This window comes from Streptomyces sp. NPDC051315 (assembly GCF_044455165.1).
Taxonomy (GTDB): domain Bacteria; phylum Actinomycetota; class Actinomycetes; order Streptomycetales; family Streptomycetaceae; genus Streptomyces.
The window spans coordinates 74,815-88,141 of record NZ_JBITEN010000013.1; the positions used below are offsets into that span (position 1 = coordinate 74,815).

9 protein-coding genes and 1 pseudogene are annotated in these 13,327 nt (G+C 73.4%); 3 read left to right on the forward strand and 7 right to left on the reverse strand.

Annotation, left to right across the window (positions count from 1 at the left end; translation table 11 throughout):
- Positions 1 to 137: 137 nt before the first annotated feature.
- From ACIBBD_RS24390 to ACIBBD_RS24400, 3 genes are all read right to left on the reverse strand, one after another.
- Positions 138 to 929 (reverse strand): S1 family peptidase, encoded by a 792-nt coding sequence (locus tag ACIBBD_RS24390; RefSeq protein ID WP_399421623.1) that lies wholly within the window; start codon positions 927 to 929, stop codon positions 138 to 140.
- A gap of 266 nt (positions 930 to 1,195) precedes the next feature.
- Positions 1,196 to 4,012: an AAA family ATPase gene (locus tag ACIBBD_RS24395; protein WP_399421624.1), complete on the reverse strand. Its 2,817-nt coding sequence runs from the start codon at positions 4,010 to 4,012 to the stop codon at positions 1,196 to 1,198.
- 255 nt (positions 4,013 to 4,267) lie between these two features.
- Complete coding sequence (locus ACIBBD_RS24400) at positions 4,268 to 5,098, reverse strand: response regulator transcription factor (protein WP_399421625.1); 831 nt, start codon at positions 5,096 to 5,098, stop codon at positions 4,268 to 4,270.
- Between the two features lie 123 nt (positions 5,099 to 5,221).
- Here ACIBBD_RS24400 and ACIBBD_RS24405 point away from each other — a divergent pair, with 123 nt between their 5' ends.
- The gene (locus tag ACIBBD_RS24405) at positions 5,222 to 6,892 is read left to right on the forward strand and encodes an AMP-binding protein (RefSeq protein ID WP_399421626.1); all 1,671 of its coding nucleotides are present in this window, start codon (positions 5,222 to 5,224) and stop codon (positions 6,890 to 6,892) included.
- Positions 6,889 to 8,490: an AMP-binding protein gene (locus ACIBBD_RS24410; protein WP_399421628.1), complete on the forward strand. Its 1,602-nt coding sequence runs from the start codon at positions 6,889 to 6,891 to the stop codon at positions 8,488 to 8,490. The genes ACIBBD_RS24405 and ACIBBD_RS24410 overlap by 4 nt, the downstream gene beginning before the upstream one ends.
- Before the next feature lie 164 nt (positions 8,491 to 8,654).
- Here ACIBBD_RS24410 and ACIBBD_RS24415 read toward each other — a convergent pair whose 3' ends face one another.
- On the reverse strand, positions 8,655 to 9,494 hold the full coding sequence (locus tag ACIBBD_RS24415) for a hypothetical protein (RefSeq protein WP_399421629.1): 840 nt from the start codon (positions 9,492 to 9,494) through the stop codon (positions 8,655 to 8,657).
- 176 nt (positions 9,495 to 9,670) lie between these two features.
- Between ACIBBD_RS24415 and gcl the strand changes: the two genes are divergently transcribed.
- On the forward strand, positions 9,671 to 11,455 hold the full coding sequence (gene gcl / locus ACIBBD_RS24420) for a glyoxylate carboligase (protein WP_399421630.1): 1,785 nt from the start codon (positions 9,671 to 9,673) through the stop codon (positions 11,453 to 11,455).
- Between the two features lie 76 nt (positions 11,456 to 11,531).
- On the opposite strand, the gene ACIBBD_RS24425 is transcribed toward gcl, so the two are convergent.
- From ACIBBD_RS24425 to ACIBBD_RS24435, 3 genes and pseudogenes are all read right to left on the reverse strand, one after another.
- Positions 11,532 to 12,170 (reverse strand): TIGR04222 domain-containing membrane protein, encoded by a 639-nt coding sequence (locus tag ACIBBD_RS24425; RefSeq protein WP_399421631.1) that lies wholly within the window; start codon positions 12,168 to 12,170, stop codon positions 11,532 to 11,534.
- Between the two features lie 134 nt (positions 12,171 to 12,304).
- Complete coding sequence (locus ACIBBD_RS24430; protein WP_399421632.1) at positions 12,305 to 12,550, reverse strand: hypothetical protein; 246 nt, start codon at positions 12,548 to 12,550, stop codon at positions 12,305 to 12,307.
- Between the two features lie 399 nt (positions 12,551 to 12,949).
- A pseudogene (locus ACIBBD_RS24435) lies at positions 12,950 to 13,153 on the reverse strand (catalase-related domain-containing protein); the annotation flags it as partial.
- Between the last annotated feature and the right edge of the window lie 174 nt (positions 13,154 to 13,327).

Below are 13,327 nucleotides of genomic sequence, written 5' to 3' on the forward strand. Positions count from 1 at the left end.
GGGGGCGGGGGGTGCGGGCGGGGGGGGGGGCCCGCGGGCCGCCCCGCCCCCCCCCCCCCCCCCCCCCCCCCCCCCCCCCCCCCCCCCCCCCCCCCCCCTGGTACGTCACCTGAGGGGTGCTCAGGAGAACTTTCCGGTCACGAGGTGACCTGTGCGGTCACGAGGCTGGAGAAGGTGGTCAGCCGGGTGTACACACCCGGGTAACCGGCCTCCGCGCAGCCCTCGCCCCAGGAAGTGATCCCTGCCAGGACGCCCCCGATGAGCAGGGGACCGCCGCTGTCGCCCTGGCAGGTGTCCACGCCGCCGGACGTGTATCCGGCGCACACCATGTCGCTCGCGACGAAGTCGGAGCCGTACGAGCTGCCGCAGCTGGAGTCCGACACGATCGGGACGGTCGCCGTGCGCAGCTGGTTGGACGAGCTGCCACCCGAGGAGGTGGTGCCCCAGCCGAGGACGCGGGCCGTGGTGCCGGCCGCGTACACGCTCGTCTGGGAGGAGGAGACGTACGACGCCGTGGTGTACGGCATCGACGTCGACAGGGTCAGGACGGCCACGTCGTCGCCGTTGGTGGCGTCCGTGTAGGACGGGTGGATCCAGATCTTGCTCACCCGGCTCACCGTGCCGTTGGTGCCGTTGAGGTAGGTGCGGCCGCCGACCACTCTCACGCTGCCGGTGGTCTCGCCGACCATGCAGTGCGCGGCGGTGACCACCTTGGTGGGCGAGACGAGGGTGCCGCCGCAGAACTGGTTCTGCGAGGCGTCCGTGATCTGCATCATGAACGGGTACGCCGTCGTGGTGGTCGTCGTACCGCCGACGATCGGCTGCGGCGCTGCGACAGCGGTGGGGGCGCTGAGCAGGGCCGACGCTGCGGCGGCAGCAGTCGCGGCGACGAGAGCCGCGGTCTTCTTGGCACGGTTGAGCCCGAACATGGATCTCCTTGCTGAGGGAGTTGCCGGTGGGGGGTCGCACGGGTGTGGGGGAGTGCACGGGGGTCGCGGGACCGACCCCCGTGTGCCCGGGCGAGCGGCACGTCCCTTACGCTAGGGGCCGGAACCCTTGCCTCCCAATGAGGGAACCCCCTAGGGGAGTTGGGGAGGGAAAACCCTCGGTCGCCCCTTGGCAGACCCCGCGCGCCGAGCCTGTGCCGTGAACGCCCGCGCCAGGAGCCCGCGCTGGCAGTTAACCTGCCGAATCCTTACTTCGCGTGACGCCCCGCCGCCAGTCGGACGATGTCCACCCGCGAGCGGATCCCCAGCTTGCGGTAGACCCGGGTCAGGGTCGCCTCCACCGTCTTGACACTGATGAACAGCCGAGCGGCTATCTCCCGGTTGGTCGCGCCCTCCATCACCAGCGAGGCCACCTGACGCTCCATCGAGGCCAGCCCCTCGAGCGCGTCCGACGCGGGCACCGGCGCCGGCCGCGCCTGCGGCTCCGCCGGGACCTCCGCGGCCGCCGCGTCGACCTGGCGCAGCCACGGCAGCGCCCGGCACCGCCGGAACAGCCGCGCCGCCTCCTCGTACGACGTCGGCCCCGGCCGTCGGGTGCGCAGCCGGGCCAGCGCGAACGCCGCCCGCGCCTCCTCCAGGCCGTAACCCAGCCTGGCGAGCCGGTCCTGAACGGACGTCAGGCGGGTCAGCGCCCCGCCCTGGTCGCCCTGTGCCGCCCGCACCAGCGCCTCCGCCCGGTCCAGCACCGCCAGGACACTCTCCCGGCCCAGCCGCAGCGCTTGCTCGCGGGTGACGTCGATGAGGTCCTGCGCCTCGCGCGGTTCACCGACGAGGACCAGGGCCTCGGCGAGGTCGCCCTGCCAGCGGCCGCGCGCCGGGTCGGTGATGCCGAGACCCTGCTCCAGTTCCCGCACCCGGCGCAGGCTGCCGACCGCGCCGGCCGCGTCCCCGGCCACCAACTGGGCGTAGCCCAGGGCGGCCAGGGCACGGGAGAGGTACATCTGGTCGCCGTCCTCCTCGGCGCGGTCCACGGCCTCCCGGGCCAGCACCAACGCCCGGTCGACGTCGCCGCCGGAGGCCTCCGCGAGGGAGGTGAGCATGGCGGAGGCGCCCAGGCCGATCCCCGAGTCGCGGGCCAGCCGCAGGCTCTCCCGGGCCAGGTCCAGGGCGCGTCCGCAGTGCCCGGAGCGCAGTTCGATGTCGGCGAGGAAACGCTGGAAGTGCACCTCGCTCTCGACCATGCCGCGCCGGCGCACCTCACGCAGCAGCGCCGTGATGGTCGACCGGGCCTCGGACAACTGGTCGCTCATCAGCAGCCAGCGGAACCGGGCCATGCCGACGCCGTTGTGATGGCACGTCACGTACGGGTCCTGGGGCTCCTTCAGTGCCCGCTTGATCGTCGTCGGCGCGAGCGGATGACCCATCAGGATCTCGGTCGACGCCTGGAAGGACAGCGCCATCAGCTCGGTGCGCCGGTCGCCGCCGCGCGCCGCCAGGTCGGCGGTGTGCGCGGCCTCCTGCCGGGCCTCGGCGAAATCACCCTCGACGACCAGCTTGCGCCAGGCCAGCCGGTAGTGGACCAGGGCGAGCAGCCGCGGGTCGTCGCCGGCGTCGGCGAGGGCCTGCGGGAAGACGGCGTCGACCTCGCCCAGGGACTGCCCGGCCGCCTCGATCACCACCTCCCAGGCCCGGACGCGCTCGGCGGGCACCGTGGCCCGGGTGAGCACCTCACGCGCGATGTCCCGGGCAAGGTCCACCTCGCCGGCCGTGATGGCGTCCTCCGCGGCCCGCAGCCGGTGCTCATCGGGGCCGGGGGTGTCGTCCGGCGGGGTGTGGCGGGCCGCGAGCAGACCGAGCGAGGCGGCCACCGAGGGCGCGCCCCGGTCCCGGGCCAGCGCGGCGGCCTCGGCGAGCCGGGCGGCCACCTCCGGGTCGGTGCCGGTGGTCGCCAGGGCGAGGTTGCGGGCCCGCTCGATCGGATCGGAGGCGGCCGTGGACAGCGCGGCGTGCGCGGCCCGCCGCTCCTGCGCGGGCGCCTCCGCGTACAGCGCGGCCGAGATCAGCGGATGCGCGAACCGTACGGCCGGCCCCTCGGGCTCCGTCGCGAGCAGCCCGAGGGCCGCCGCCTGGGCGGTCTCGGCCTCGGCGTTCTCACGGCCGGCCGCGTGCAGCAGCGCCAGGGTGGGGCGGGCGCCCGCGCTGGCGACGAGCAGGGTGCGGCGGGCCTCGTCGGAGAGCATCTCCAGGCGGCTGAGCACCAGGGCGCGCAGCGAGGTCGGCACGGGCAGCGGCTCGCCGGGGCGCGGCGGGGTCGGGTTCTCGCCGAGGGCGCGGCCCAGCTCCAGGGCGAACAGGGGGTTGCCGCCGCTGGTGCGGTGGATCTCGCGGACCGTGGAGCGGGGCAGGTCGGTGTAGCCGCGGTGGTCGAGCAGGACGGAGACCTGGGTGCGGGAGAGGGGGTTGAGGCGGACGGCGAGGGTGTCGGGCGGGGACGCGCGTAGATGACGGTCGTACTCCTGCCCCTCCGTCCGCACCGCGCACAGCAGTTGGACGGGGGTCTCGCCCAGGCGGCGGGCGGCGAAGCCGAGGAGTTCGGCACTGGCGGAGTCCAGCCACTGCAGGTCGTCGGCGACGACCAGGACGGGGCCCGCGGCGGCGAGGGCGCGCAGCGCGGACAGCACGGCCAGCCGGAGGGCGAGGCCGTCGCTCTGCAGAGTCGATTCGCCGCGGCCGGTCAGGGCCGACTCCAGGGCGGTGCGCTGGGCGGCGGGCAGCCGGTCGGAGACCTCGTCGAGGACCAGCCCGAACAGGTCGGCCAGGGCCAGGAAGGGGAGGTGGGATTCGGACTCGGTGGCCGAGCAGCGCAACACGGTGCGGGCCGCCTCGCCGTAATCCGCGGCCAATGCCCGCAGCACGGTCGACTTTCCTATTCCGGCGGGGCCGTGGAGCAGCACACTGCCGCCGCGGGCCAACTGGTCACGGGCGGCCGTGAACAGCTCCTCCCGGCCGATGACCAGGTCGGGGCGGCATCTGGCAGGCTCCTTGAAGTCCCGTCGCACGGTCACCGCTCCCTCCGTGTGTCGTGTCCGGGCCAAATTCTAGGCAACGTCCCCTTGAAATCCGGAGGGACGAGGTGGTGAGGGATATAACAGCTGAGGCACAGGGAAATTCATCGAGGTGAGGGATGAATGAACGGTCGTCGCCCGAAGCCCTCCCTGGCTCGATCCGATCGCTCCGGCGAGGCCGCTCACTCCGCCCCCGCACCCACGCCACGCCCACGGCGGACCCGCGTCCGCCTCCCCCTCCACGGCCCCTCTTCCTTACGGCAGCAACCCCGCCCTCCGTGCCGCGACCACCGCCTCCCCACGCGTGTGGGCCCCCAGTTTCCGCATCGCCGACCGGAGGTAGCCCTTGACCGTCTCCGGGCGCAGACCCAGCCGCTCGGCGGCCGCCGCGTTGGTCGCCCCCGCCGCCACGCACGTCAGGACGTCCAGCTCGCGCGGCGCCAGGCTGAGCTCCGGTACCGCCCGCCCCGCCGTCAGCAGCCCGCAGGCGGCCAGCAACTCGGCCCGCAGACCGGGATCGGTGATGCGCGGGGCCAGCGCCCGCAACGCCGCGTGGGCCTCCCGGACCTGCTCCCAGCCCGCCGCCGAACCGCCACCGGCCTGCGGGCGCGCCGCCGTCAGCAGACCGCGCGCCTCGTCCCCGACCACCAGCGACTGCTCCACGTCCCGCGCCACGCCGACCGCCGCGTTCAGCGTGCGGTCACCCAGCGGCTGGGCCGTCCGCAGGGCGCCGTACAGCACACCCCGCACCCGGCGCCGTACCACGACGGGGACCGCGAGGACCGAGCGCAGGCCCTCCTCGGCCACCGCCGCGTCGTACTCGTGGCTGATCTGCCGGGAGAGGGAGTAGTCGGACACCGCGCAGGGGCGGGCCAGCGCGACCGCCTTGCCGCCGAGACCGTTGCCGGAGGTCACCGCCAGACCGCGCAGCGCGAAGGTGGCCGCGCCGCTCAGTTCGCTGATGCGCATCCGCTGCCGGCCCGGTTCCACCAGCCCGCCGAAGGCGACCGGCAGCCCCGTCACCCGCCGCAGCCGCGCCAGCGCGCCACGGATCTCCACCGCCCCGGCCGCGTCCGCTGCTGCCACCTGCCCGCCCTTCCTCGCGCCCGTGCGCCGCGGTGACCCCCGTTCGGGGGTAGTGAGACCCGCATCACGGATTACACGATGACAGAGAGCCGCCCGGCAATGGTCCGGCACCTAGGAGGACAGATGACGACGGCGACCGAGCAGTTCCGCAGGGCCCGGGACTTCCTGCTGGAACACCGTGAGGACTACGCCAGGGCCTACGAGGGCTTCGAATGGCCCCGGCCCGAGCACTTCAACTGGGCCCTCGACTGGTTCGACGTCATCGCGGAGGGAAACGACCGCCCCGCGCTGCACATCGTCGAGGAGGACGGCTCCGAGGTCCGGCTCTCCTTCGCCGAACTGGCCGAACGCTCCGACAGGGTCGCCAACCTGCTGCGCGAGCGCGGCGTCGAGGCCGAGGACCGCATCCTCGTCATGCTCGGCAACCAGGCCGAACTGTGGGAGACCGCCCTGGCCGCGATGAAGCTGCGCGCCGTCGTCATCCCCGCCACCCCGCTGCTCGGCCCCGCCGACCTGCGCGACCGGGTGGAACGCGGCCGGGTGCGGCACGTCGTCGTGCGCGCCGAGGACGCCGGCAAGTTCGACGACGTACCCGGCGACTACACGCGCACCGCCGTCGGCGGCGTGCCGCAGGGCTGGCAGCCGTACGAGGACGCCCACGCCGCGTCCGCCGAGTTCCTGCCCGACGGCCCCACCCTCGCCGACGATCCGCTGATGCTGTACTTCACCTCCGGCACGACGGCCCGCCCCAAGCTCGTCGAGCACACCCACGTGTCGTACCCGATCGGGCACCTGGCGACCATGTACTGGATCGGCCTCGAGCCCGGCGACGTGCATCTGAACATCTCCTCGCCCGGCTGGGCCAAGCACGCCTGGTCCAACCTCTTCGCGCCGTGGAACGCCGAGGCAACCGTTTTCATCCACAACTACACGCGCTTCGACCCGGCCCGGCTGATGGCGGAGATGGACCGCGCCGGCGTGACGACCTTCTGCGCGCCGCCGACCGTCTGGCGCATGCTCATCCAGGCCGACCTGACCCAGCTGCGCACCCCGCCGCGCGAGGCGGTGGCCGCGGGGGAGCCCCTGAACCCCGAGGTCATCGAGCAGGTGCGGCGGGCCTGGGGCGTGACCGTCCGGGACGGCTTCGGCCAGACGGAGACGGCCGTGCAGATCGCCAACAGCCCCGGACAGCCCCTGAAGACCGGCTCCATGGGCCGCCCGAGCCCGGGCTACCGCGTGGAACTCCTCGACCCGGTGTCGGGCGCGCCCGGCGCGGCCGAGGGAGAGATCGCGCTGGACCTGTCGGCGCGGCCGGTCGGCCTGATGACCGGTTACCACGGCGACGCCGACCGGACGGCGGAGGCGATGGCGGGCGGTTACTACCGCACCGGCGACATCGGGGCACGCGACGAGAACGGTTACCTCACCTACGTCGGCCGCAGCGACGACGTCTTCAAGGCCTCCGACTACAAGATCAGCCCCTTCGAGCTGGAGAGCGCGCTGCTGGAGCACGAGGCCGTCGCCGAGGCGGCCGTCGTCCCCGCCCCGGACGAGCTGAGGCTGGCCGTGCCCAAGGCGTACGTCGTCCTCGCCGAGGGCTGGGAGCCCGGTCCCGACACCGCGAAGGTGCTGTTCGAGCACTCCCGCGAGGTCCTCGCGCCCTACAAGCGCGTCCGCCGCCTGGAGTTCGCGCCGCTGCCCAAGACCGTCTCCGGCAAGATCCGCCGCATCGAGCTGCGCGAGGCCACGGCGGCGGGCTCGGCCGACGAGTACCGCGAGGAGGACTTCCGGTGAACTCCTACGCGCACGGCACCAGCGCGACCCCGCTGCTCGGCGACACCATCGGCGCCGACCTCGACCGGGCCGCGGCGCGGTGGCCGGACCGTGAGGCGCTCGTCGACGTGCCGTCCGGGCGGCGCTGGACGTACGCCCGGTTCGTCGCGGACGTGGACGAGCTGGCGTGCGCCCTGCTCGCGAGCGGGGTCGCCAAGGGCGACCGGGTGGGCATCTGGGCGGTCAACTGCGCCGAGTGGGTGCTGGTCCAGTACGCCACCGCCCGCATCGGCGCGATCATGGTGAACATCAACCCGGCGTACCGCACGCACGAGGTCGAGTACGTCCTGAACCAGGCCGGGATCTCACTGCTGTTCGCCTCCATCAGCCACAGGACGAGCGACTACCGGGCGATGGTCGAGCAGGTGCGGGGCAGGTGCCCGCAGTTGAGGGAGGCGGTCTACTTCGGCGACCCGAGCTGGGAGGCGCTGCTCGGCCGCGGCACCCCCGACCGGCGGGAGGAACTCGCGGCGCGGGGACGGGAGCTGTCCTGCGACGACCCCATCAACATCCAGTACACCTCGGGGACCACGGGCTTCCCCAAGGGCGCGACCCTCTCCCACCACAACATCCTCAACAACGGTTACTTCGTGGGCGAGATGATCGCCTACAGCGAGCAGGACCGGATCTGCATCCCGGTGCCCTTCTACCACTGCTTCGGCATGGTGATGGGAAACCTGGCGGCGACCTCGCACGGTGCCTGCATGGTGATCCCGGCCCCCTCCTTCGACCCCAAGGCCACCCTGGAGGCCGTCCAGCAGGAGCGCTGCACGTCCCTGTACGGCGTCCCGACCATGTTCATCGCGGAGCTGAACCTCCCCGAATTCGCGAGCTACGACCTGTCGTCGCTGCGCACCGGCATCATGGCGGGCTCGCCCTGCCCGGTCGAGGTGATGAAACGGGTGGTCGCCGAGATGAACATGGCGGAGGTGTCGATCTGCTACGGCATGACCGAGACCTCACCCGTCTCCACCCAGACCCGCCGCGACGACGACCTGGAGCACCGCACCGGCACGGTCGGCCGCGTGCTGCCGCACATCGAGGTGAAGGTGGTCGACCCGGCGACCGGCGTGACCCGGCCGCGCGGCAGCGCGGGAGAGCTGTGCACGCGCGGCTACAGCGTGATGCTCGGTTACTGGAACGAACCCGGGAAGACCGCCGAGGCCGTCGACGCGGGCCGCTGGATGCACACCGGCGACCTCGCCGTGATGCGCGAGGACGGGTACGTCGAGATCGTCGGACGCATCAAGGACATGATCATCCGGGGCGGCGAGAACATCTACCCGCGCGAGATCGAGGAGTTCCTCTACGGGCACCCCAAGATCAGGGACGTCCAGGTCGTCGGCGTACCCCATGAGACGTACGGCGAGGAGGTGCTCGCCTGCGTGATCCCGCGGGACCCCGCCGACCCCCTCACCCTGGACGAGCTGCGCGCCTTCTGCCAGGGGCGGCTGGCCCACTACAAGGTGCCGAGCAGGCTCCAGGTGCTGGAGGCCTTCCCGATGACCGTGTCGGGGAAGGTGCGGAAGGTGGAGCTGCGGGAGAGGTACGGGGCGTAGGGGCCGGCGCGGCGGACCCGCGCGGCGGGCCGGCGTGAGGAGCCGGGCCGGGCCGGTGCCAGGGGCCGGACCGGCGTGCGGGCCGGGTCGGCGTCGGGGGCCGGTCGGCCGGAGGGGACGGCCGGGGCGGTGGTGCGGGTGGGGCCAGGGAGCCTCGGGCGGGTTCAGGCGCCCCGGGCCTCCAGTTCCTCGGCCGCCGCGTTGACCGGCTGCGGGATGCCCGCGAGGTCCAGGACGAAGAGGGGGACCGCGAGGGAGTCGGCGCGGGCGCGGGCCTCGGGCGTGTAGCCGGCGAGGGAGAAGTACACGCAGTGCGCCGAGTCCGTCATGGCCGTCAGCCACAGGCACTCGACGTCCCGCAGCGCGGCCGGGTGCACGCTGGGGTCGACGTGCGCCAGCAGCCCACGGGCGGAGAGCCCGATCCCGGAGGTGGGCCGCTGGTCGGCCCGCCGGATGTCCGGGTGGCCGAGCCACCGCAGGTACAGCGCGGTCGCCGTGACCGCGTCGCGGGCGGTACGGATGGCGACGGGGTGGAAAGGGCGGCGGGGGGCGGGGGGTGGTGTGGCCCAGGGGGAGGTGCGAGGCACGCCCCACCGGGAGGCCGGTTCCCGACCTGAGACCGGTTCTGCCGCCCGACCTGAAACCGGTTCCTGCCCCGGAGCCGCCCGCCCGGAGGCCGGCTCCCGTCCCGCGTCGGTCTCCCCTTCCGGCCCGTGGTCCGGCCGCGGGCCGTCGTGCGGTCGCGGGCCGGTCACCGGGATGCGCAGGACCGTGCCGCAGGGGCAGCCCAGTTCCGGGCGGGGCCACTGGGCGCGGTGGCCGCAGGCGGGGCAGGGGACGGTGACCCACTCCTCCTCCCAGGCCCGGTGCGCGACGGCCGTCGGAGCCGTGCGCGGGTCGAGCCGCGGCGCGACCGCGGTGCCGCACACGCAGGGGTAGGACGGCGCGGTGTAGAGGCGCTCGCGCCGGCAGGCCGGGCAGCGCACCGGCACGCTCTCGGACATGGCCCCCATGGTCCTCCGGAAACCGCCGCTTGTCCGTCTCTTGACGACCTTCCTCCCCCCACCTACATTATTTCCAGATAGTAGAAATCAATTTCCACGATACGAAAGTATCGCGGAGGTGCTCACCGCGGGGCGCGACGGGAGAGCGAATCCGACAGCCGAAGCAGGAGTACTCGATGGCTCGAATGACCGCTGCCCGCGCGGCAGTTGAGATCCTCAGGCGCGAGGGCGTCACCGCCGCGTTCGGTGTCCCCGGCGCGGCGATCAACCCCTTCTACGCGGCCCTCAAGGCCTCCGGCGGCATCGCCCACACCCTCGCCCGCCACGTCGAGGGCGCCTCGCACATGGCCGAGGGCTACACCCGGACACACCCGGGCAACATCGGTGTCTGCGTCGGCACCTCGGGTCCGGCCGGCACCGACATGATCACCGGTCTGTACTCGGCCATCGGCGACTCCGTCCCGATCCTGTGCATCACGGGGCAGGCGCCGACCGCCGTGATCCACAAGGAGGACTTCCAGGCCGTCGACATCGCCTCGATCGCCAAGCCGGTGACCAAGATGGCGGTCACCGTCCTGGAGGCCGCGCAGGTCCCCGGCGTCTTCCAGCAGGCCTTCCACCTCATGCGCTCCGGCCGCCCCGGCCCCGTCCTCATCGACCTGCCGATCGACGTGCAGCTCACCGAGATCGAGTTCGACCCGGACACGTACGAGCCGCTGCCCGTCTACAAGCCGGCCGCGACCCGCGCCCAGGTCGAGAAGGCGCTCGGCATGCTGAACGCCGCCGAACGCCCGCTGATCGTCGCCGGCGGCGGTGTCGTCACCGCCGACGCCTGCGAACTCCTCGTCGAGTTCGCCGAGCTGACCGGCATCCCCGTCGTGCCGACCCTGATGGGCTGGGGCACCATCCCCGACGACCACGAGCTGAACGCCGGCATGGTCGGCCTGCAGACCTCGCACCGCTACGGCAACGCGACCTTCCTGGAGTCCGACTTCGTCCTCGGCATCGGCAACCGCTGGGCCAACCGCCACACCGGCAGGCTCGACGTCTACACGGCCGGCCGCACCTTCGTCCACGTCGACGTCGAGCCCACCCAGATCGGCAAGATCTTCGCCCCGGACTACGGCATCGCCTCCGACGCCAGGGCCGCGCTGGAGCTGTTCGTGGCCGCGGCCCGGGAGGCGAAGGCGGCCGGCACGCTGCCCGACCGCTCCGCGTGGGCCGCCGCCGCGCAGGAGAAGCGGGCGACCCTCCAGCGGCGTACGCACTTCGACGACATCCCGATCAAGCCCCAGCGGGTCTACGAGGAGATGAACAAGGCCTTCGGCCCGGAGACCCGCTACGTCACCACGATCGGCCTCTCGCAGATCGCCGGCGCCCAGATGCTGCACGTCTACCGGCCGCGCCACTGGATCAACTGCGGCCAGGCCGGCCCCCTCGGCTGGACCATCCCGGCCGCCCTCGGCGTCGCCACGGCCGACCCGGAGGCGACCGTCGTCGCCCTCTCCGGGGACTACGACTTCCAGTTCATGATCGAGGAGCTGGCGGTCGGGGCCCAGCACAGGATCCCGTACGTCCACGTCCTGGTGAACAACTCCTACCTGGGCCTGATCCGGCAGGCGCAGCGCGCCTTCGACATCGACTTCCAGGTCAAGCTGGAGTTCGAGAACATCAACTCGCCGGAGCTGGGTGTGTACGGCGTCGACCACGTCAAGGTCGCCGAGGGGCTCGGCTGCAAGGCGATCCGCGTCACCGACCCGAACGAACTGGGCGCCGCCTTCGAGCAGGCGAAGAAGCTCGCCGCCGAGTACCGGGTCCCGGTCGTCGTCGAGGTGATCCTGGAACGGGTCACCAACATCTCGATGTCGACGACCAACGACATCGGCGACGTCGTCGAGTTCGAGGAGCTCGCGACGGAGCCCGCTCACGCGCCGACGTCGATCAGGACGCTGAAGGTCTGACGCGCCGCGTCGTCGGCAAGGGGGGCGGCCCGCCCGCGGGGACGGGCCGCCCCCTTGCGCACGCCCGTCCGCGGGTTCAGTCCGAGCCGCCGCCCCCGCCCCCGCAGGAGTAGGCCACACCCTCCGTGCCGCCGCCCCGGGGCGCGCGCGAGGGGAAGCCCCTGTCCGCCGCCTCGGCCCGGGCGACCAGTCCCGCCCGCAGCGCGAAGCGCGGGACGAGGACCTGGAGCGCCGGTTCGCCGTACAGGGCCACCGCCATCAGCGTGTCGGGCACCGACTGGCCCCGCCGGCTCGTGGGGAGCGGGTGTTCCGCGCGCAGGGCGGCGAGGAGCCGCCGGGCGGTCCGGGTGCGGTGGGGCGGAAGGGCGCGCAGGAGCCCCGCGGACTTCAGGCCGGCGCGCAGCTCGGCGAGGGCCAGTCGGACGTCGTCATGGACCAGTACCTCCGGCAGGCCGGCGGGCCGGCCGAGCGCCGAGCGCACGGCCTCGGCGAGGGCCGGAAGGGGCGGAAAGGACGGAAGGGGGAGAGGGGGAGGCGGGGCCTGCCCGGCAGCCTCGGTGGACGATCCCGAGGTCCGCAGTCTGCCGGGCCGGCCCGCCTCCACGGCGCCCCGCAGGTGCAGGGCGACCACGGCCACCGTGACGGCGGCGCGGGGGCCGCCCCGCAGCAGCGCGACCTCGTGCGGCTGGAGCCGTCCGGTCGTGTCCGCGCTCATGGCACACCCCCTGGGGCGGAGTCCGCCGCCCCCGTGCCGGCGGACCCCGCGTGACCACAATGTGCCCTCGGGCAGGGGTGGTTGAAGCCTGCTGAACCATGTTCAGAGGTTGATTTGAGGTTGACGTACGGCGCCTACGTCTCCTGCTGTGAGTGGTGCTCCGACAGCCCCGGCCAGTCCTCCGGGCCGCCGCCCTGCCACTCGACGAGGTCGCTCTCCTCCACGTCGATCTCGTCCAGGTCGGCCAGCCGGAGGATCTCGACGACGTCGTCGAGATGCGTGGCGATCCCCAGGGTGACGTCACCTGCGGTGACCCGGCGGGAGCCGTCCAGGGCCGGGGAGTGGACCACGATGCGCGGGTTCTGCGTCGGATTGCCCATGCCTTCAGGCTGCTGCGGACGCGACGGATCCGCACGCCGGCCGGGGAGACGCCGGGGCTCCCCCGTCGGTCGGTTCTGACGGGGGAGCCCCGGGTGGTCCGGGTGACCCGGCCGTCCGACGGCGCGAGGCCGGGCGCGACAGGACGTTCGCGCCGCCGGACGGGGCCGGGGGGTGTCATGGGGCAGGGACCGCGGCGGATGCGACGGAGCCGGGGTGTCCTCCCTCTGGTCGAGAGGGCACCGCGTTCCTTCACCACCGCACTGGCTCGCACGCCGCCGCGGTCCTCGCCCTGCCCGCCGGTGCCCCGCGATCACCCCTCATCCGGATCGCGCGGTGACGGCGGGCCGCGCGCCCGGGATCACGACGCTCACGTCGGATCCCGTGCGCGGGCCGGGGGTTCAGTCCTCGCCCGGGGCGCGGACCTCCTCCTCCACGCGCCTGCCGTACTCGGGGTCGGCGGCGTGGAAGGGGGCTGGGTTCTGCTCGACCACGTCGTCGCGGGAGACCTGGGAGAGGCCGCCGGCGCCGGGGGCGACCGGACGGGGCTGCTCGTCCTCGGACAGCAGGCGGTACGGCCCGCCCGCCTGGGAGAAGTCGTCGTCCGCGACCGGGGCGCCGGAATCCGTGGTGAGCGTTCTGGTGAGGGCGCGCTGCGGCATCGGGGACCTTCCGGGCGGGTGGCGGCGGAGTCTTCTTCCGCTTCGCGGAGCCTGGGTTCGGGACGAACCGGGCGTCAACGGTGTGTCGAAGTCCGGGGTGTGGTTCCGGGCGGCGCC

Bases quoted from the DNA above. Each gene is read 5' to 3' on its own strand.
- ACIBBD_RS24390 (WP_399421623.1), bottom strand. From the start codon at position 929: ATGTTCGGGCTCAACCGTGCCAAGAAGACCGCGGCTCTCGTCGCCGCG.
- gcl (WP_399421630.1), top strand. From the start codon at position 9,671: ATGGCTCGAATGACCGCTGCCCGCGCGGCAGTTGAGATCCTCAGGCGC.
- ACIBBD_RS24415 (WP_399421629.1), bottom strand. From the start codon at position 9,494: ATGTCCGAGAGCGTGCCGGTGCGCTGCCCGGCCTGCCGGCGCGAGCGC.
- ACIBBD_RS24405 (WP_399421626.1), top strand. From the start codon at position 5,222: ATGACGACGGCGACCGAGCAGTTCCGCAGGGCCCGGGACTTCCTGCTG.
- ACIBBD_RS24425 (WP_399421631.1), bottom strand. From the start codon at position 12,170: ATGAGCGCGGACACGACCGGACGGCTCCAGCCGCACGAGGTCGCGCTG.
- ACIBBD_RS24430 (WP_399421632.1), bottom strand. From the start codon at position 12,550: ATGGGCAATCCGACGCAGAACCCGCGCATCGTGGTCCACTCCCCGGCC.